This is a genomic window from Chitinophaga niabensis (assembly GCF_900129465.1).
Taxonomy (GTDB): domain Bacteria; phylum Bacteroidota; class Bacteroidia; order Chitinophagales; family Chitinophagaceae; genus Chitinophaga; species Chitinophaga niabensis.
In genome coordinates this window covers 3,930,953-3,950,214 of record NZ_FSRA01000001.1, presented here as the reverse complement: position 1 = coordinate 3,950,214, position 19,262 = coordinate 3,930,953, and the positions used below count along the sequence as shown (strand labels likewise).

The following is a 19,262-nucleotide window of genomic DNA, read 5'->3' as shown; positions in this document are numbered from 1 at the left end:
AACACCTCATCAAGTATGAAACTGCAACACTTGTTCCAACTATATATACTCTGCCAGCTAATCCTCCTGCAGGCCGCCTGCAAAAAACAGGACGAATGGCTGGATATCAAGCGTCAGAATACCGACGTAACGCCCAGGACACTAAACGACTTTGACGACATGCTGCATAATACCAATATATTCAACCAGGGCTACGGTATTTACGGGCTGACAGGTACGGATAATCTCATTGTCACCAGCCAGAGCTTTAGCGCCTTGTCGGAAACAGACAGGAATCTCTACATCTGGGATAAGGCGATTTACCCGAATGACCGCATCAGCCTTGATTACGGCCCATTATATCAAAAAATACTTTATTCTAATCTCATACTGGAAGGATTAGCCAAAGCAGAAGGCTTTGAAAATTCCGACCAATACCGGTTATTACATGCCGAGGCTCTCTTCTTCCGCTCCATCAGCTACTACAATCTTTCGCAAACCTATTGTAAAACTTACGCCGAAGCATCGGCCGCAACAGACGCTGGTCTTGTGTTGCGATCCACTACGGACCCCAATGTCATCAACACGCGTTCCAGCATGAAGGCCACTTATGACCAGATGCTGAACGATCTGAAAACAGCCGCCACTGCTTTGCCTGTAAACGCTATCTATACAACCAAGCCCAATAAAGCAGCTGCTTACGGCTTTCTGGCAAAAATATATTTAAGCATGGAAGCATATGACAGCGCTTTATCGTATGCCAACAAAGCACTTATGGCATATGATGTTCTGCTGGATTATAACAACCGCACGATCATCAATCCCAACAGTAATTTCCGCTTCCCGGCGTTTACACTGGTGCCGGGCATGGCCAACCCGGAAATCATATTCTATGCATTCACAGCAGGCACCTCTGTTACATGGGCCCTTTCAGGTATACAGTTTGCCGACTCCCTGCTTTATCGCTCCTATGACCAGGACGATCTGCGGAAAACGCTCATCTACAAAGACAATGGAAATGGAAAAGTACAGTTCTGGGGAAGTTATGCAGGCAATCGCTATAATTTTGCAGGCATTGCCACCAACGAACTGCACCTCATCAGGGCTGAATGCAATGCGCGGAAGGGAAATACAATTCCTGCCATGAACGACCTGAATAAACTGCTACAAAACCGGTATGTTGCCGGTACTTTTACAGGTCTTCATGCCAACAACGCCGGTGAAGCGCTGCGGTTCATTATCCGCGAACGCCGCAAGGAGCTGCCGTTTACCGGCCAGCTCCGCTGGGAAGATCTGCGCAGGCTGAACAAGGACCCTCAATTTGCTGTAACCGTTACCCGGTTTGCAAATGGCATTACTTACACATTGCAGCCTAATGACAAAAGGTATACACTTCCCATCCCACCGGCAGATGTCCTTTCCGGTGTTGAGCAAAATGAACGTTAAAAAAAGCTTTATGAAACTACTTTTCAGCTCTATGCTATTGATGTGCATGCTCTTTCACATGAACAGTCATGCCAGGCCTGTAAAATATACTTTTACGATCACGGTTGTAACCCGGCTTCCTGTAGAAGACGATTCTTTGTTCCTCACACTAAATCCTTCTTTCTTTAAAGAAAATGACGGAGAGGAAAAGATCTATGCTGCGTGTGGCACCAGGGGCGGCCGCTACGTGTTCCGGATAAATGCTGCGGCTCCGTACGGATATTTTTCAATCAAACAGAAGCCTCCTGCAGGCGACCCGTTCCATGGCCGGCAGCCTCTCATTCCTTTCATTCCTTTCATTTCTAATTATTTTTGGGAAACAGGTGACGATGTTACTATCACCGTTACCGCCCCACTCCCCGAAAGCATTATGATGGCGGGAAATTACGATTACCAGTGTTCATATGCCGGTGCAGGCTTTTCAAAATATGAAGTCAAAGATAAACTGGATTCCACCAGGAGTATAAGCCCCGATTATCACCTGGCTTACTGGACGGATACCTCCAATTCAAGCTTTCATGATCCTTATTCTTTCCAGATCAATGCTTCACTGCAGGTGCTGGACGCGGCGCGAGCAAGCATTCCTGATTTTTATTACCAGCTTTGCAAAGCGGATGTAATTACCGCCAGTTACGGTATCAGCTCCTATTTCTTTCGCCTGAAACTCGGATATGACCAGTTGCCGGATAAGCCAATGGCGAAGCAGCATTTCATCGAAGCCTATAACAGAAGCATGATAAACCGCCTTGCCATCCCTGTTTCGCAGGATGTACTGCCCGAATCAGCCAGATACATCGAGTTTATATGTAAAAAAGTAAATTTCGATAACTACATCAAATATGGTTACGAAAATCCCGATGCAAATTTTAAGGCCATTACTGCAAATTTCACCGGCAAACTCCGGGACAGGGCACTTGTAAAAACACTGATGATCGCTCAGGGCAGTAAGCATATAGATACGCTTTATCAATACGCCGCCACGCTCATCCATGATTCCGTAAGCCAGCGCATGATGGGCCGCCTGCGCAGCAAAATGCCCGGTTTGGCGGCCTATGATTTCAGGTTGCAGGACACCAAAGGAAAGTATCACAAGCTGAGCGATTACAAGGGGAAAACTGTTTTTATCGATATGTGGTTTACGGGCTGCAGCGCCTGCGCTGCCATCTTCACAGACGCCATAAAGCAGGCGGAAGAACAGCTGGGAAACGAGTCCGGTATTCAGTTCATCAGTATTTGCGTGGATACCGATAAAAATACCTGGATGGAAAGCATAGGTTCCGGTAAGTATACCTCCGGCAACGCCGTCAACCTGTACACGAACGGCGAAGGCTTTCGCAATGAAATGATGCGATATTATGGTATTAACGCCCTGCCTTCGCTTATGATCGTAAGGCCAGATGGAAAGATCCACAGATTTTATTATAACCGCCTGGCGAAAGACCTGGAATCGGCAGCTGCGCTGGTGAAAACATTGAAAGCCGTAGGAGGAATGTAAAGATCTTTTAGATCTACATGAACGTACTCCCGAACATCAAATAAGCCATGGCCAGCGCAATCTGTTAGATTACATGGCTACGGCCAGATATTATCACATTTCCGGCCAAGAAATGTCATATTCTAATGCTGAAGCGACTCGTTCGGGAATATCATTTTCCACCACCTCATTTTCTACAATGTAAAATCTCCAGGATCATCCTTCCCTAAAAATTCATGCACCACTATTAGGGGCATGGGCGATAAAAGGTCCTCCCGGCGGCTACGTATTTTGCTTCCAGCTTTGCCGGTTCAGCGTGATCGCGGAGGTCACTTCCCGTGGAAAAAAATGTTATGCAAAGAAGGAGGAATTTGCTCCGGCTTGCCCGGCACCTATTTGTCTTGAACAGTCTCATTTACCTCGACTTATAATTTTCTACTCTTTAACCTCAAAAGGAACTCCGCCACCTTCACCATCGGTTCAAACGGAGTCCCATTCTCGCTACACGGCTCATATTTAATTGATTTTCAATTAGATATGGGCTTTTAGTTTGAAGGAAAAGAACCATCTCTTATACCTCGTAATATTGTACTTTCACCGGATCATACTTTACTTCCTTTATACATTATGGAGAAGCAACTCGAACAATTTCTTCAACGGTGGGAACAAGCTTTCAACGAACTGCAAACACTTTCCCTTTATAAAAATCAGGTAAAAACAACCCAATATTCTGATGGTTTACGATATAACCTTAAGAAGTTCGACGGAGAGACCTTTCCTAGCGATGGCCTGATGACAAAGAATAAGCACGATCTGGATACAAACTCTTTATACGAATATGGATTCAATGCTGAAGGTCTTCCCTGCTATGTGAAATACCACCACAATTACAATCACGCAACCTGGGAAGGTTTTTATAACTATTGTGATGACTTTGTAGAATACGTCGAATTCTATGTGCATACTGGGGTGCCTTCATCGATTGTACGTATTGAATTCCGAGATAAGAGAAAAATTAGCCTGCAAAATCTGGTGATCAATGGGAGAGGAGGTAGTGCCGCATCTCCACAGATGTCAAGAGAAGAAATCATCAGCAGTATACGAAATGACGAAAGCGCTTTTATTCTAACAGCGACACGTTATGAGTACGGGCTAAAAGACAGGATTGAAAAGGCTTCCAACATTCATATTATTCCTGGTATGGGAAAATTTACCTCCTATGACGAATATGGTTATGATCAAAATGAAACCCTCGATACAATCCGGAGATTTTTTGAACAGGGACACAATCAACTGATATATTGCAAACTCTCGGAAAATATGACTTCGGAAACACTTGTTGAAAGTCTTTCGGAAGCATTGGCCAGATCTATCGCTGAAACGCTTACCAGACAGGTCAAAGAATTGCCAGTTGCGTTGTTGGAATTGAGTTACCATTATGGAGATAACTATATTCCGTATTTGGTATGCCAATCTGCACAGGAAGTAGCAACGAAACTTGCCAATGGGAATAGCGTTTTTATTGGTGACTATCAGGATGCGCTGGATCTGGAAATTGAGTCTTTAGAAAAACTCTACGCCCAGCTTGAACAAATGATGGAGGATATGGGAACGGGTGAGCTTGGGAGGAAAATGCTAATAAAGGCGGCCCGCCATTTGACTCGTAGTAAACTCTTTGGCAAATTGCAGGTTACTGAAGATTTTGCCGCTTATGCCATTGATTGGACAATTGATGGGTATGGTGATGGTGAATTTGAGAAGATTCTTTTGGAATGCGGTGTGGAGCCAACCATAATAAAATTATGGAAGCACACGGGGATGCTTTTGTGAGCAACTTAGTTGTTCTTTCTGATTCTCGCAATGCCCTTTTCCCAAATCATTAAATCCAATAAGTCCTTAAGCCATTGGTTAGATAATTCTCCCATTCCCGCTACAAGGAACCTTACAAAGAAAAAGCTACCATAAAAATGATAGCTTTTTCTTTACTACGTGTTGATAGTTAGCACTTCCGTATAAAAATTTTTCTAAGTTGATTAAATTTTCCCCTAATGTGCTTAAAATTTCAAGCATGCATCATTCATTAATTAGAACGATATAAGGGTTCCAACTCCCATTCAGGATTGTTAACATTTTTAGATTCGTTTAGTAAATTTCAGTAGAATGAATCAATCTTGTAAATGCTTTATTGTTTGGTTTTCAGGTATACCCGAATTCTTCAATTTCCCGTAACGAGTAAAAAGCGAGATATATTTTGAATTATTTCATCAAATTTTAGTAATCTTAGTGTTAGGAAATCGTTAGGTTAACATCTCCTCTCTTGAGTATTTCATATGAATTTAAACGCAACCACATCGCTAAGCCCTGGCCATAAGCAGCAAGTTTGCAGGGCCTCGCGTAAACAATAAAAAGAAATGAAAACGATTAATAACGACATTTTTGATATTGCAACCCAAGCCAGCTTAAAAATTACAGTCGACAATAATAACGTGGACATAAAACACAAACTTCGTTTGGGGGACAAATCAATTTGGGGAGTGCTGTTCTTTTTCTTCGGGGGGTGTTTATTAAGTGTTGCCCCTTTTATCAAAACATCAGATACGATATCTAAAATATTAGGAGTTACAATAGGACTTCTATTTTTGATAGTATCAATTTTGTCACTTATTCGACAAGTTGCTGACAGAATAATAATTACAAACACAGAAATCACATTCCGATATAATCTACGCCGAACGGCAATACCGCTTAGCAGACATATGACGGTAGAAATGAAAACAGAAATAATGAAGATTAGAAGAGCTGGGACATTTGGGTCGGACTTCATTGTTGTTTCTCATTATCTGCAAGACTTGAACAATGAAATCCCTATTCTGAAATTTCAAATGGACAACTTTTATGCAGACAAAGCAAGAAAATTGGGAAACGGAATAACTCAAATAATTAATGACAAAATTCGACAAATAACCTGACAAGAAAACCAGTCGCGAACTCGGGTTTTGCGTCAAACCCTTCAAACACAATAATGGATAACATTTTCAAAATTATAGTAAAGGCCCCGGAACAACAGGTATAACCTGGACCTGTATAGAAGTCAATACGTCATGCTGGCAAATTATCAAAAATCAATAAATCTGATAATAATTAGTTGGAGAATTCTCCCGAGTGGAATTTCCAGGTTTCCTGAAAATTCCCATTTTCTTTCCCCCTATGCAGTTAGCGGCTACAATAGTCAGCCCATTAGTTTCCTTGGTTAAGTATTGGCGATTCTTCGCATGACAATAGCGCACTGTAATGAATTCCGTCCGGAAACAGCGTTTTCGCTATTCCAATTTTGTGTTCAAATCGCCCGCTGGAAGGTGGAACGATTTCATCAGGCAGGGCTGGCTATTTTATCGGCAGATACCTATTATTCCTTTATTCTCTTGTTTTTCTCCCCAAATTGCTACTTTTGATACATATCAATCAAAATTAAAAACTTGTCATCCCATTCTGCCGATATTGAAAAAAGCCTCTTGTCGCAGATCGCCGAGGGAAACGAACCTGCGTTCAGGCAACTTTATGACCTTTACTGGGCAAAGTTGTACAATTACCTGATCCGGATCATCAAGTCCCCGGAGATTACGGAAGAGATCGTGATAGATATTTTCCTGAAATTATGGACTGGCCGGGAGCTGCTGCACAATATTCAGCATCTGGATAGTTTCCTGCGTAAGGTTGCCTATAACAAAGCCATGGATTTTTTCAAGATAGCCAGTCGCGATGAGCAGCTGAAGAAGATTGTTGCCCGGGAAATGGAAACGGAAGAAACCTGTGGCGCCGATCACCGGCTGCTTGATGGCGAATCGAGAAGCATACTCCAGCAGGCCATTCTTCAGTTATCTCCCCAACGCCGCCTTATTTTCACGCTTAGCAGGGAGGAAGGATTAACGCATGAACAGATCGCCAGGCAACTGAATTTATCCCGTAATACCGTCCGGAATAGCATGGCGGAAGCCCTGAAATCTATTCGTCATTACCTCAAAAGTAAAGATATTGAACCGCTGATAGCGCTTGGCGTGTTCTTTTCCTCCTGATCCACATTCTCTCCTGAAAAAAATCCGGCCAACGGATAGTACTACCTGCATTTTTTTACTGTCTTATATTTATGTCATCCAATCCAATCAGGTTAAAATATCTGTTCGAAAAGTATTTGCAGAACAATTGCAGCAAAAGCGAATTGGACGAATTTTGGCAATTGATGTCTCAGCTTTCAGAGAATGACCTGGTCAGCGAAGAAATGACGGCGTTATGGGATAAGATACCACCGGAACATCAACCATCCGGAAAAGCAGATAAAGAAAAGATCTATGCAAGCATCCAGGAAAGGGCGGTTGCGCAGCAGTTAGACTATAACAGGCTTCATCACAAAAAGCTTAATAAGCCGCTGATACGAATTTTAAAAATAGCGGCGGTATTATTTGCCTGCCTGGCATTGGCCTGGTGGCAATGGGGAAGGAAAGAGCAATATGCCGCACCACCGCTCGCAGCAGATCATGCTCCTTCGCCGGTACGCCAGGTGATCAGTTTGCCGGATGGTACCACCGCGATACTGAATAGTAACAGCCGGCTGGATTATCCACCCGTATTTTCCGGAAGCAGCCGCGACGTGTACCTTACAGGAGAAGCCTACTTTGATGTGCAGCAGCAGCCCGGGCAGCCTTTTGTAGTGCATACCGGGCAGTTCGCCACCACGGTATTAGGCACCCGGTTCAATATCCGGAACTATCCCGGAGAGCAGGATGTGGTGGTAACCGTTGCCAGCGGCAAGGTGAAAGTGTCGGGAAAGGAAAAGATGCTGGGCATACTTACCCGCAACGGCCAGATCGTTGCGAACAAAACTTCGGGAACGGCCTTGCGGCGGGAAGTAGATGTGCGGCAGGTAATGGCATGGAAACGGCAGAACCTTTTCTTCAAGAACATGACGCTGGGAGAGGCTGTTGCTGTTCTTAACGATCACTATGATGTGACCATTCGGTTCCGTAACAATGAACTGCGTCATTGCAGGTTTACAGGCACGTTTTTAAGTGATAACAAACTGGAGCAGGTGCTGGATGTGATCACTGTTGTAACGGATATCAGGTGGCAAAAGGAAAAAGATACCATCTGGCTGGATGGCAACGGATGTACAGGAAAAGAATAAATACATATACCGAAAAAAGGGCTACACTGACTTGGGATCAGCGCAGCCCGGCGTTTTAAGTGTTTCGAGTACTTGAAAACTTCTCCAAGTTATGAAATTATTCATTATGGAGTTGTATGGCGATGCCGTGCTCCGCCAGGATGTCTCCTGAAAATGTGTATCTAATGCGCCTCGGTCCTCTATTACCTGTATTACTCTTTTTTTTCGTCAGTTTATTACTGGCGATGCCTGCGAATGGTCAAAATATAAAAAGTACAATGGTTATGATCAGCTTAAAGAACGAGCCGCTGGTAGCAGGTTTTCAGAAGATAGAACAGCAGACCGGTTTCAGGTTTGCATATGTGGACGCGCTTGTGAGCCCATACCAGCACTGGAACCTGCCCGCGGGAACGCGCTCCGTGGAGGAAACGCTCGACCTGCTGCTCAACAATACCCCGCTCGTTTACAAAGTGAACCAGAACAGTATTGCCATACTACAGAGAAAAAAAGAAACGGACAGCGGTTACACGATACGCGGCGGGATTTTTAATAAAGAGGGAACGCCGCTACCTGGTGCAACTATCATTGTAAAGAACAGCGGCCGCGGCGCCACAACGGATACAGCCGGATCGTTCGTACTGGAACAGGTAACGCTGCCTGCCCGGTTGCAGGTGCGCATGATAGGCTACGTTGCGCAGGAATTGGAGGTAAGGGAAAAAAGTCTGGCTCCTCTTTACATCTCGCTGGAAAACGATACAAGATCTCTGGACCAGGTAGTGGTGGTGGGTTATAATACGCAGAAGAAAAGGAACATTATCAGCGCTATTGCTATTGTGCCGGGCACTGAAATACAGAAAGCACCAACATTAAACATTTCCAATTCCTTTGTGGGAAGAGTGCCGGGAGTACTTGCTACCACTACAAGCGGCCGGCCGGGCATTGGCGCATATTTCAGGATCAGGGGAAAGGTATCGCTCAATGAGCCGGGTCCGTTGGTGGTAATAGACGGGATTGTACGAAACGATGAGTATGGCAACATCAATCCGTATGAGGTGGAAACAATTTCTGTACTGAAAGATGCGGCCGCTGCAGCAGTATATGGCGCCAGGGCGGCGGGAGGTGTAGTGCTGATCACTACAAAACGGGGAACGGCGGGTAAGCTTACAGTTGCCTGGAACGGCTCCACCGGCACCGAGAGCCCCACGCGGTATCCACGCCTGATGAATGCATATGAGTATGCAGCTTTGTGGAACCAGGCCAACCTGAATGCCGGCTACGATCCCGGTAATCCTGTTCATGCCAGCAGGTTCTACTCCGCGCTGCAGCTGGAGGATTTTAAATCTGGCAAAGTGGGTACGGACTGGTGGAAGACCGTTTTTTCAGAGAAAGGCGCTTTATCACAGCAGAGTATTTCCATCAGGGGCGGCTCTGAAAATATCCGGTATTTTGGTATGCTGGGAACTGCGTACCAACAGGGATTATGGGATTCCTACAATTTCAGGCGCATCAACCTGCGATCTAATATAGACACACGCATCAATGCAACGCTCACCGCAGGGCTCAACCTGGAAGCAAGGCGTAGCATTACCCGCGCCGCTGGTCTGGATGCCTATAATATTTTTGAACATACCGTTCAATCGCCGCCTACCATTCCCGCCTATACGGCCGGCGGAAGATTTTATGACGCCATGGTCCCTCATCCTCTTGCGGATATCAAAGAAAGCGGAAGGAACATGCAGCGTGATGAAGTATTTCAGGGAACGATATTCTTTGAGCAGCAACTGCCTTTCATTACAAAGGGCTTATCAGTAAAAGGCACCGCAGCCGTGGTAAGACGGCAGTATTTTCAGAAGTGGTGGAGAACGCCTTACCTGTTGTACCGCGAGGACAGCCAGGGGAATGTCACCAGCGTACGATCCATAGGCATAGGGGACCAGGTGAATACCTCTTTATTCGAGGAGTCGCGGCAGTTTACCAATAATACATACAACATATCACTGAATTATGTGAAGGCTGCCGGGAAAAGCGAGATCAGCGGGCTTGCCTTATATGAGCAGATCGGGCAGAACAGTGATTACTTTAACGCCAGCCGGCGGCAGTTCCCTACCAACTGGCAGGATTATTTTTTTGCCAGCGGGCCAGATCAGCAAGCCATAGACGGAAGATCGGCCATCGATGATGCAAGGCGCTCTCTGGTAGGCATCCTGAATTTCACGTATAACAACCGGTACCTGGCAAATGCCACTGTACGTTACGATGGTTCTTACCGTTTCCCTCCCGGGAAAAGATGGGGACTTTTTCCTTCGGTTTCGGCGGGATGGCGATTGTCCGAGGAGCCATTTTTACGCGATGCCGTTTTTTTCAGTGATCTGAAATTGAGAGCCTCCGTGGGCATCACCGGTAACGATAATGTTGGTGCGTTCCAGTACCTCGATGAATATTTTTTTTCACAGGGACAGGTACCAGGAAGTTTCCCGCCGTTCTACGCACCAGTGCTGGATAATGAACCCGCCATTGTATTATACAACGGTGTATACGCCAACCGGAATATCACCTGGGAAAAGCTGCGCACGGCAAATATCGGAGTAGACGCCACGGTACTGAAGGGCAGGCTGGAGTTGAATTTCGATTATTATTTCCGCACAACCACCAATATGCTGTGGGACAGGGCACGTTCCATTCCGGCAACATTTGGCAGAAGGCTGCCCAAAGAAAATTATGCGGAGATGAAAAGCAACGGATGGGAGCTGGTACTGCATTATAATGGCCAGGAGCGGGCGTTGCAATACAACATAAGCGTACAGGGTACTTTTGCCGCAAATGAAATTACAAGAATTGACGATCCGGTGAATGGCCATTCATGGGAAAAGCGGCAGGGCAGGCCTATCGGCTTTCAAATTGGATACCGGGCCGCAGGTATTTTCCGGTCGGAGGCGGAGGTAGAAAAATGGTATGGCGGAATGCAATTCGGCCAGAAGCAGGCGCCTGGAGATATCAGGTATGAGGATGTGAACGGCGACGGTCAGATCACGGATCAGGACCAGGATGTGATCAGCCCGTACGATGCGCTGCCTCAGCTTACTTACGGTATTTCCGGTGGCCTGCGATGGAAAAATTTTGACATGGATTTTTTATTCCAGGGTGCGGCCAGGCGGTCATTGATGCTGAGCATGGAAGCGATCACGCTTTTCCGGGGCGGCAAATACAATTCATTTGCGTATCTGATGGACGCATGGTCGCCCGGAAACCAGGATGCGAAGTATCCGCGTGCCACTATAGACGCCAGTTTTAACAATAACCGGTATTCCACGTTCTGGCTAAGGGACGCATCGTACCTGAGATTGAAAACGATCAATGTTGGCTATACATTCAATTGGACCTGGTTAAGAAAGAATAACTGCAAGCTGCGTGCATACGTTGCCGGGGCAAACCTCTTTACCTGGAGCCCTTTGAAGGAGTTTGATCCGGAAGCGGAGAACGGCATGGGATACTATTATCCGCAAATGAAAAATTTCACGGTGGGCGCAGGGCTTTCATTTTAGGCAGCGCAGAAACACAGGCAACAATACACTAAAATTCAAGGTCACTTTACCAGTGCAGATCATCATGCGATCTGCGCCTGGAAATCTATTGCGCGTACTTTTTTAATCAGACCATGTTAAACAACCAAATATTAATTCGTACCAGTTATGAAAAAGAAATTGTTCTACGCACCAGGGATCATCCTGTGTTCCCTTTTAGCCAACTCATTGTGCGCGCAGGTAACAGATATTACCAGCAAAGGCGGTATTAAAAAAGCCCAGTTTGTTCCGGAAAAAACGGAAGAAGATGTAGACAAGCTGTTCGACAATAACAAGAACACCAAGTATTGCTATGCCTTTTCCAGCAATCTGTGGATGCAGTACCAGTTGCCCGAACCGGTCATCGTAAACCAGTACGCTTTGTCGTCCGCAAACGATGTACCCGGGAGAGATCCCAGGAACTGGAAGCTGCTTGGGTCCCTGGATGGTAAAAAGTGGGTGAAGCTGGATAGCCAGGCCAAAGAAAGCTTCGAAGAAAGAATGCAGACAAAAGTATACTCGTTTGAGAACACAACGCCGTATGCTTACTACCGGCTTCATATTACATCCAATAATGGTGACCAGGCCACGCAGTTGTCTGAATGGCGGCTGTTTTACAAAAAAAAATAAACGGTGACCGATCACCACTTACCTAAATAACGACAGTATGAAAAAGACCTTTACTGCAATTTCGCTGATCTTGCTTGTCACGGGAATATTGGAATCCTGCACCAGGGGAATAGATGTTTCCCCTTTTACACGGGTGGTTGCCGTTGCGGATTTTACGGCTACCATTCAGGCTCCTGACAACCTCACGGTGAAGCTGGCAAACAAATCGAAGAACGCTAAAAGCATCACCTGGGATTTTGGCGATGGCAGCCCCGTTTCCAACGAGGCGGAACCAACGTATACTTATGCAGCCCCCGGTGATTATAAGATTACGTTGAAGATAACCAGCGTTACGGGCATTGAGTCCACCAAAGAACAGACCGTAACTACCAAGCCGGTAGACATTATTCCGCAGATCAACTTCTCCTATGCGGAAGACCCGGCAAACCCTCTGAAAATAAAGTTCACCAATCAATCCGTGAACGGCATATCCTTCACCTGGGATTTTGGAGACGGAAGTCCTGTTTCCACGGAGGGATCGCCGGAGCATCTGTATGCGGCGAATGGCAGGTATAACGTGGTGCTGACAGCTAAAAGCGTTACGGGTAACGAGAGCACAAGAACGATCAGCATCAGGGCCCCCAAACTAACGGCGCCGGAAAAGATCACGATCGCTAATCCGGGTTTTGAAATGGATCCTAAGGACAGCTATGTGGTCACAGGCTGGGAACCAGTGAAGATAAGTTATCCCGGTAGCCCGGGATGGGGCGGTTTTTTTATCGCGGAAAGCCCGAAGTCAGGCACCCGTTGCCTGCTTTTCTGGACGCCGTCTGTAGACCCGGGGAACGGGCACAAGTATGAGTTGGCTTATGTAGGCTCCGTTACCCAGCAGATCACAGGGCTGGAAGACGGCAAATACACTTTTAAAGTATGGATCAGCTCTGCCGATATGGAAGGTATGTACCTGATCGCCAACGGTGGCGGAGCAGAGGTAAAGAAGGCCGTAGGCAGCAATAACGGGTATACCCAGCTGAGCATTGACTTTAACGTAGTTGGCGGAACGGCCAGGATCGGTTTTATGATGAACAGGCCAAATGATGTAGGAGATAACTGGAGCCCGAATTTCCAGGCAGATGATGCAGAACTCTGGATCAATCCGTAACCGACCCGGTAAAACAATTTTTCGCATTCATCAAAAAACAATTATGAAAAACAGATTAGCTGCATTTATATTTTCCCTTCTTGTTATGACTGGCTATAGCCAGGCGCTTGCGGGTGCAAGGGAAGCGCTTCCGGCAACTGCCACGCCCGTGGCAGACATTGCAGTAAAAGGGACGGTTTCCGATAGATCAGGGAAGGTGCCGGGCGTTACAGTGTTGATCGAAGGTTCCAATAAACATACTATTACTGATGAAAACGGGAACTATGTCATTACTGTTCCCGCCAACGGCGTATTGGTGTTTTCCATTGTGGGTTATAAAACCCAACGGATACCTGTAAATAGCCGGGAAAGAGTAGATATTACCATGATCGAAGAGGTCCGTGGGCTGGACGAAGTGGTCATCAAAGGATATACTTCGCAAACAAGAGCGAACCTTACCAGCGCTATTTCTACCGTTTCGGGAGAGGAGCTGAAGCAGACCGCTACCTCCAATATAACGAACGCATTGGCAGGGCGCGTTACCGGCGTGCTTGCCACCACACAATCCGGCCGGCCGGGTATCGGCGCCTGGATACAGATACGGGGCAGAAGCTCCGTGAATGAGCCCGGGCCATTAATTCTTGTCGACGGTGTGGTAAGAGAAGATTTTGGTAATATAGACGCGAACGATGTAGCCAGCATTTCCATTCTGAAAGACGCATCGGCTACAGCCGTATACGGGGCCAGGGCCGTTGGTGGTGTGATACTGATAACCACCAAACGTGGGCAGATCGGTAAACCGTCTATCACCTACAGCGCTTCTACCGGTATTGAGAGACCCACCAAATACCCGGATATGATGAATGCATACGAGTATGGTGTTACGCGCAATCAAGCGCAGCTGAACGGAGGGTTTGACCCCACCAATCCATCACAGGCAAGCAAATTTTTTACGGCGGAGCAACTGGAAAGCTTTAGAACAATGAGCACGGATTGGTTCAAAGAAACCTTCAAAGGCAACAGCACATTGAGCCAGCACAACATATCTGTAAACGGCGGCACAGAAGCAGTGAGCTACTTTGCATCTGTAGGTTATACAAACCAGAAAGGCATGTGGGACCAGTATAATTATCAAAGATTTAACCTCCGAAGCAATGTAGACGCTCGAATCAGTAACACGCTGAAAGTAGGGCTAAGCATAGATGCGAACAGGGCCAATACCAACGCCGCAGGCCTGGATGCTTACCCCATCTTTATGCACGCCATACAAGCTGCACCGATCTACAGACCGTACAACGCTTCCGGGCAGTTTAACTATATCAACGGCCAGCCCAACCCTGTGGCTGAAACCAGCGAGACGGGCTACGACAGGAACCGCATCGAAACATTCGGCGCTACGCTCAACGCCGAACAGAAGCTGGACGTTCTCACAACTGGCCTCAGCCTGAAAGGCACAGTTTCCGTTATCAGGAATTCCGGCTTGCATAAAGTTTTCAATACGCCTTACATGGTGTATAAAGACAATGGCGAAGCAAGCCTGATCAATGTCAACAACCTGAATAAAACACAGCTCGATCAGAATGTGAGCGAAGCTAACCAGCTTACTTTAAATGCTTCGCTGAACTACGTACGGCAATTCGGCAAACATAACGTTTCGGCAATTGCATTATACGAGCAACTTGAAAATAAAGGCTTTATGATGGGTGGGCTGAAGCGTGATTTCGTATCGTCCATAAAAGATGAATTGAATGCCAGCGGCCCGCTGGAACAGTCGCTTTCCGGCACTTCCACCATTGGCGATGCCCGGAGGTCTTTTGTAGGGATACTGAACTATGGCTATGATAACAGGTATCTGCTGGAGGCATCCGCCAGGAGAGACGGTTCTTACCGGTTCGCCAAATCCCAAAGATGGGGGCTGTTCCCCGCAGTATCAGCAGGTTGGAGAATATCGGAAGAATCTTTTTTTAAGGAAACAAAAGCCTTCGATTTTATTGACAACCTGAAGATCCGCGCTTCCGTAGGTGAAACGGGGAACGACAAGATATCTTCATTCCAGTTTATGGATTCCTATAACTATATGCAGGGGAAATATCCTAACATCTGGCCGGATTTCTTTCCGCCGGTGATAGAGAACGAATCGCAGATCAACCTCGTTTCCGGCGTTTTTCCCAATTATAATCTTACCTGGGAAAAACTGGTCTCAAAAAATATTGGTCTGGATGCAACCCTCTTTAATAACCACCTGGGTATTGAGGCGGATTATTTTTTTCGGACCACCAGGGATATGCTTCGGCCGCGCATCTTGTCAACCCCAGCTACATTCGGCCGCAGGCTGCCGGATGAGAACTATGCCGAAATGAAAAGCAAAGGTGTGGAAGTAACGCTTTCGTACCGTGGAAATATCAATTCCTTTGGGTATAATTTCCGGTTCAATTTTTCATATGCTACCAACAAGCTCACCAAACTCGACGTTCCGGAAGGCATTGCCGATTACCAAAACAGCTTGGGTCGTCCGCTGAATGCCATGGTGGGATATGTAGACATGGGCCTGTTCCAGAACCAGAAAGAAGTAGATGACTGGGTAAAACAGTTTGGTTCCAAACCCAGTGTAGGCGATATCAGATATGCGGATATCAGCGGAGACGGCGAAGTGACCGAAGCTGACCAGATGCAGATCAGCGATAATTCCGGCGCGCCGCTGATGGTGTTCGGATTTTCTTCAGAGCTGCGCTGGAAAAACTTTGACGCTAACATCTTTTTGCAGGGAGCGGGCAAACGTACCATTATGCTGGGTGAGGAAGCAATGGTGTTTTTCAGAGCGGAAATAAACAATAGCTTTGCTTATCTTAAAGATTACTGGACGCCGGAAAACCCAGATGCAAAATATCCCAGGCCAACGATAGATTACAGCAACAACAACTCGCGCAGCTCTACTTTCTGGATGAGGGACGCCGCATACCTGAGGCTTAAATCGTTGAACATCGGCTACTCTTTAAGCACGCTTTCGTGGATGAGAAAGCGTGGCATGAAACTTAGGGTTTATGCTGCAGGTACCAACCTGCTTACCTGGAGCCCATTTAAAGAGTTTGATCCTGAGCTGGGCGATGGCACGGGCAGATCTTATCCGCAGCAGCGCAATCTTTCATTGGGCCTTAAATTTTCATTCTAAAGACCGTTTTTATGAAACATATATCACTGAATATATTGCTCCTGGCCTGTGCATCTATGCTTTTCAGCGCATGCGACAAGAATCTGCTGGACCAGAACAATCCGGATGCCATCACGTCGATAGACCTGTGGAAAGACCCCAAGCTCATTGGTTTGTACCTTAATACGATCTATGGCGACCGGCCAGGCTGGAATTACAACTTTTACGACAACATAGCCGACGATTCCCGTAGTAACTGGACCGGCAATGAGCCCAATAATCATATTTACGACCAGTGGATGGATGGAGATGTAGGCGGTTACACCGCCTACTGGAAGTATGAGGAAGTGGTAAGGATCAACGACTTCCTGGCCAACATTGATGCCGCGCAGATGGACGATGCCACTAAAATCCGCTATAAAGGGGAGGCCCGGTTCATGAGAGCCTTTCTTTATTTCGAAATGGTACAACGTTATGGCGGCGTGCCGGTCATTACCAAAGTACAGCATATTACAGACGACTTAAGTGTTCCACGGAACAGCCTGAACGATTGTTTTAAGTTCATCATTGCTGAGTTGGACCAGGCTGCCACTGAGCTGTCGCCTGATGCGCCACGCGGAAGGGCAAGCAAAGGCGCAGCAATGGCTTTGAAAGGAAGAGTGACATTGTATTGGGCAAGCCCGCAATATCTTACCACGGATAATAGCGCCCTGCACAAAGATATTGAGACCATCAATTCCAATACGCAGGCTGCCGGAGCAGCCGAACGCTGGAAAGCCGCTGCAGATGCCAACCAGGCGGTAATAGCGTTGGGGAAATATGACCTGAATCCCGATCTGAAAGCACTCTGGCTGGACAAATCCGCCAATAACAAAGAGCCCATATTTGAAGTGCAGTACAAAAAAGGATTCAAATCCCACGGCCTGGATGCACTGGTGAAACCGCCTTACCTCGGCGCCGGCGACGGCGGGCAACGTTTCCCATTGCAGGAGCTGGTAAATGCTTTTCCCATGAAAAATGGAAGGCTGATCGGAGAATCCGGCTCCGGCTACGTTTCAAGCGATCCCTACACGGGCCGGGATGATCGTTTTTATGCCGCCATCGGTTATAACGGTGCCAAAACCTGGGGAAACAAAGGAGGCGCTCTTACCCAGATCACACTTGAAACCTTCGAGGGTGGCCGCGATTACGGGAATATGGATGCAGGTAATACCCTTACAGGATATTATACATTAAAGGCGCTCGATACCCAAAACATCAATTACTCTTACCGCGCCGGCTCAGACCAGGCATGGCTTGAAATAAGATATGCGGAGGTGCTGCTCAATTACGCGGAAGCTGCCAATGAATACATGTCCGCGCCGGATCAATCGGTGTATGATGCCGTAAACAAGGTAAGGGCCAGGGCAGGTATCACTACAGTGTTAACGACAGGTAGTCTTACAAAGGACCAGATGCGGAGCCTGATCAGGAACGAGCGTTATGTAGAGTTCTGCCTCGTTGAGCAAAAGCGGTACTGGGATCTCAAACGATGGGGAGTGGCGCACGAAAAGCTGAACAATGTAAAGTATCATAGCGTATACATCACAAAAACAGGCAATACCTTTACTTATGATTATCCGGAGCGCGATCCGCGCCCGCTTAAGTTTGATAAAAGGATGTACTGGTTCCCTATCCCGGGTTCTGAGCTTACCAAAAATCTTAAACTGATGCAAAACCAAGGCTGGCCGCTACCTCCCGGCCGGTAATACATTCCTGTTAAATATCCCCGTGCGTTATGCCGGGGATATTCATTTAAACTATTTCAATTACAAAAAGTACAAGAGAACACTTTTGGGACGAATAAAATATTACACATACATTCCTCGTAAAGCCTTTTTTTGCACGTATATTTTGAACCGCGTCATTCTTTTCCCTTCTAATGCTTGAATCCATACTAAGGAGAGAAATCATAGAAAAGATCATTTACTCCTGAAAGCCTGGTCAGCCTACTTCCCCTACGATAGGATGGGAAATCCTATACCTATAATATAAAATTTAGAAAGATGAGTTAAATTTCCTGTTTATTTGTTTTCGGATTAGTTGCTAAAATTGACAGATAAAACAATACAATATGACGAGGCAGCCCTCATTGCAGGGTTGCACAGGGGCAGTGAGCAAGCCTTTGAAATGTTATGGCAACATTTTTACAAGCGTGTGTTGTATTTCTCCCGGCGTTTTGTACCGGAAACGGATGCCCAGGATATTACAACAGAGGTATTCGTACAGCTCTGGAACAAACGGGCGGATTTTCACACCATCGGCAAGGTTGCTAATTTCTTGTTCATCGCTGTCCGTAACCGCTGCTATAATCTGGTGCGCGACCGCCAGATACATGATGGGCATATTGCAGAGCTGGCGGAATTGATGGAGAACGACAGGGGAGACCTGTTGCTGGAGCAGGTAAGGGTAGAGCTTGTTAAACTTATTAGTGAGCAGGTACGGCAGCTCCCCGAAAAGACCCGCAGGGTATTCCTGCTGTCCTTTGAAGAAGGACTAAAGCCATCCCAGATTGCCGAAAGGCTGGGAGTGAGTGTTAAGACAGTTAAAAATCAAAAACTTTCCGCCATTAAATTACTGAAATCTGCCCTGCAGCAGCATCCGCTGGAATCTGTTCTCCTTTTCCTCCTGGAGATCGAATATTTTTTTTCCGGGCAATAGGACTTTTT

12 protein-coding genes are annotated in these 19,262 nt (G+C 46.5%); all 12 read left to right on the top strand.

The features are described from left to right. Positions 1-15 precede the first annotated feature (15 nt). Positions 16-1,425 (top strand): RagB/SusD family nutrient uptake outer membrane protein, encoded by a 1,410-nt coding sequence (locus BUR42_RS15775; RefSeq protein WP_074240144.1) that lies wholly within the window; start codon positions 16-18, stop codon positions 1,423-1,425. Positions 1,426-1,435: 10 nt separating this feature from the next. Continuing rightward, positions 1,436-2,959 (top strand): TlpA family protein disulfide reductase, encoded by a 1,524-nt coding sequence (locus BUR42_RS15770; protein ID WP_159442285.1) that lies wholly within the window; start codon positions 1,436-1,438, stop codon positions 2,957-2,959. Positions 2,960-3,565: 606 nt separating this feature from the next. Further along, positions 3,566-4,768, top strand: a complete 1,203-nt coding sequence (locus BUR42_RS15765) for a hypothetical protein (RefSeq protein WP_074240142.1) — start codon at positions 3,566-3,568, stop codon at positions 4,766-4,768. 581 nt (positions 4,769-5,349) lie between these two features. Further along, a complete protein-coding gene (locus tag BUR42_RS15760; protein WP_074240141.1) occupies positions 5,350-5,907 on the top strand; it encodes a hypothetical protein in 558 nt (185 codons plus the stop codon). Positions 5,908-6,414: 507 nt separating this feature from the next. Further along, the gene (locus tag BUR42_RS15755; protein WP_074240140.1) at positions 6,415-7,011 is read left to right on the top strand and encodes an RNA polymerase sigma factor; all 597 of its coding nucleotides are present in this window, start codon (positions 6,415-6,417) and stop codon (positions 7,009-7,011) included. Between the two features lie 164 nt (positions 7,012-7,175). After that, positions 7,176-8,117 carry a FecR family protein gene (locus BUR42_RS15750; RefSeq protein ID WP_159442284.1) on the top strand — a complete coding sequence of 314 codons (942 nt, stop codon included), beginning with the start codon at positions 7,176-7,178 and terminating at the stop codon, positions 8,115-8,117. A 263-nt stretch (positions 8,118-8,380) separates the two neighbouring features. Then, entirely contained in the window at positions 8,381-11,638 is a 3,258-nt protein-coding gene (locus BUR42_RS15745; RefSeq protein WP_159442283.1) for a SusC/RagA family TonB-linked outer membrane protein, read from the top strand. A gap of 147 nt (positions 11,639-11,785) precedes the next feature. Then, complete coding sequence (locus tag BUR42_RS15740; protein ID WP_074240137.1) at positions 11,786-12,286, top strand: discoidin domain-containing protein; 501 nt, start codon at positions 11,786-11,788, stop codon at positions 12,284-12,286. A 37-nt stretch (positions 12,287-12,323) separates the two neighbouring features. Beyond that, the gene (locus tag BUR42_RS15735; protein WP_084185590.1) at positions 12,324-13,427 is read left to right on the top strand and encodes a PKD domain-containing protein; all 1,104 of its coding nucleotides are present in this window, start codon (positions 12,324-12,326) and stop codon (positions 13,425-13,427) included. A gap of 43 nt (positions 13,428-13,470) precedes the next feature. After that, positions 13,471-16,575 (top strand): SusC/RagA family TonB-linked outer membrane protein, encoded by a 3,105-nt coding sequence (locus BUR42_RS15730; RefSeq protein ID WP_074240135.1) that lies wholly within the window; start codon positions 13,471-13,473, stop codon positions 16,573-16,575. Between the two features lie 11 nt (positions 16,576-16,586). Next, entirely contained in the window at positions 16,587-18,302 is a 1,716-nt protein-coding gene (locus BUR42_RS15725; RefSeq protein ID WP_074240134.1) for a RagB/SusD family nutrient uptake outer membrane protein, read from the top strand. A gap of 343 nt (positions 18,303-18,645) precedes the next feature. After that, positions 18,646-19,254, top strand: a complete 609-nt coding sequence (locus BUR42_RS15720) for an RNA polymerase sigma factor (protein WP_074240133.1) — start codon at positions 18,646-18,648, stop codon at positions 19,252-19,254. Positions 19,255-19,262 lie beyond the last annotated feature (8 nt).

What these genes read in the sequence shown, in the direction of transcription:
- BUR42_RS15725 (WP_074240134.1), top strand. Translation starts at nt 16,587, where the DNA reads ATGAAACATATATCACTGAATATATTGCTCCTGGCCTGTGCATCTATG.
- BUR42_RS15770 (WP_159442285.1), top strand. Translation starts at nt 1,436, where the DNA reads ATGAAACTACTTTTCAGCTCTATGCTATTGATGTGCATGCTCTTTCAC.
- BUR42_RS15775 (WP_074240144.1), top strand. Translation starts at nt 16, where the DNA reads ATGAAACTGCAACACTTGTTCCAACTATATATACTCTGCCAGCTAATC.
- BUR42_RS15765 (WP_074240142.1), top strand. Translation starts at nt 3,566, where the DNA reads ATGGAGAAGCAACTCGAACAATTTCTTCAACGGTGGGAACAAGCTTTC.
- BUR42_RS15735 (WP_084185590.1), top strand. Translation starts at nt 12,324, where the DNA reads ATGAAAAAGACCTTTACTGCAATTTCGCTGATCTTGCTTGTCACGGGA.
- BUR42_RS15730 (WP_074240135.1), top strand. Translation starts at nt 13,471, where the DNA reads ATGAAAAACAGATTAGCTGCATTTATATTTTCCCTTCTTGTTATGACT.
- BUR42_RS15750 (WP_159442284.1), top strand. Translation starts at nt 7,176, where the DNA reads ATGTCTCAGCTTTCAGAGAATGACCTGGTCAGCGAAGAAATGACGGCG.
- BUR42_RS15760 (WP_074240141.1), top strand. Translation starts at nt 5,350, where the DNA reads ATGAAAACGATTAATAACGACATTTTTGATATTGCAACCCAAGCCAGC.
- BUR42_RS15740 (WP_074240137.1), top strand. Translation starts at nt 11,786, where the DNA reads ATGAAAAAGAAATTGTTCTACGCACCAGGGATCATCCTGTGTTCCCTT.
- BUR42_RS15745 (WP_159442283.1), top strand. Translation starts at nt 8,381, where the DNA reads ATGATCAGCTTAAAGAACGAGCCGCTGGTAGCAGGTTTTCAGAAGATA.